The organism is Quadrisphaera sp. DVD1, assembly GCF_058932755.1.
Map to the genome: position 1 here is coordinate 1 of NZ_JBZYWI010000267.1, position 1373 is coordinate 1373.

General features: G+C 79.8%; 2 protein-coding genes. Both read left to right on the forward strand.

Features of this window, described 5'->3' with window-relative positions; genetic code table 11:
* A partial coding sequence (locus AC5FZL_RS16720; RefSeq protein WP_493619997.1) for a winged helix-turn-helix domain-containing protein occupies positions 1-255 on the forward strand: 255 nt, incomplete at its 5' end.
* Entirely contained in the window at positions 252-1280 is a 1029-nt protein-coding gene (locus AC5FZL_RS16725) for a sensor histidine kinase (protein ID WP_493619998.1), read from the forward strand. The genes AC5FZL_RS16720 and AC5FZL_RS16725, both read left to right, overlap by 4 nt.
* Positions 1281-1373: the final 93 nt, after the last annotated feature.

A 1373-nucleotide genomic window follows, 5' to 3' on the forward strand; every position in this document is an offset into this window, starting at 1 on the left:
GCGGGCCGGCGGGTGCACCGCGACGGGCAGGAGGTGCACCTGACCCCGACCGAGTTCGACCTCCTGGCCCGCCTCGCCGACCGGCCCGGCGCCGTCCTCAGCCGCGAGCAGCTGCTGGCGGACGTCTGGGGCTGGCGCGACGCCGGCAGCACGACCCGCACCGTCGACACCCACGTGGCGGCCGTGCGCCGCAAGCTCGGCGACGACGTCGTGCGCACCGTGCACGGCGTCGGGTACGCCGGCGGCCCGGCGTGACGGGGGCGAGCGGCGCCGCCCTGGCGACGGGCGGCGGCCTGCTGGCGCGGGTCCGGTCGATCAAGGCGAAGCTGGGGCTGGTCGTGGTCGTGGCCACCGGCAGCGGGCTGGCCGCCGGAGCGGCGGGCCTGCAGTCCGGGTTCCGGGTGCGCTGGGCGCTGCTGCTGGCCGTCGTCCTGGCCCTCGCCGTCGTCCAGGTGCTGGCCCGCGGCATGACCGCGCCCCTGCGCGAGATGGCCGCGGCGGCCTCGCGGATGGCGCGCGGCGACCACGGCGTCCGCGTCGCCGTGCGCACCCGCGACGAGGTGGGCGAGCTGGCGAGCGCCTTCAACGCGATGGCCGCCGACCTGGGCGAGGTCGACGCCCAGCGCCGCCGCCTCGTCGCCGACGTCAGCCACGAGCTGCGCACGCCGCTGACCGCGCTGCGGGCGCTGCTGGAGAACCTCGCCGACGGCGTCACCCGGCCCGACCCCGCCGCGCTGGCGACCGCGCTGGGCCAGACCGAGCGGCTGAGCCGCCTGGTCGCCCAGCTGCTCGACCTCTCCCGGCTCGAGGCCGGCGAGGTGCCGCTGCACCGGGCCCGCGTGGACCTGCCCGAGCTGCTCGCCGCGGCGGCCGCGGAGGCGCGCTCCGTCGGCCGGGACGTGCCGGTGGTGGTGGACGCCGAGGCGGGGCTCGTGGTCAGCGCCGACCCCGAGCGGCTGGCGCAGGTGCTGGCCAACCTGCTCGACAACGCCACCCGGCACAGCCCGCCGGGAGCGCCGGTGCACCTGTCCGCGCGCCGGACGGCGTCCGGGGTGCGCCTCGAGGTGCGCGACCGCGGGCCGGGCATCGCGCCGGCCGACCGCGAGCGCGTGTTCGCCCGCTTCGCGCGCACCGACACCGCCCGCTCGGCCGCGGCCGGCGGCAGCGGCCTGGGCCTGGCCATCGTCCGCTGGGTGGTCGACCTGCACGGCGGCTCCGTGGCGGTCGGCGACCCGCCGCCCGGCGGGGGCTGCCGGGTCGTCGTCGACCTGCCCGCCTGACCCGCCGCTCCCTCGCTCCCCTCCCTGCGGACCGCCTCGCGCGGCGCCGCCCCTCGTCGTGCCCTCGCCCACCCCTCCGGAGGCTCCCGTGAC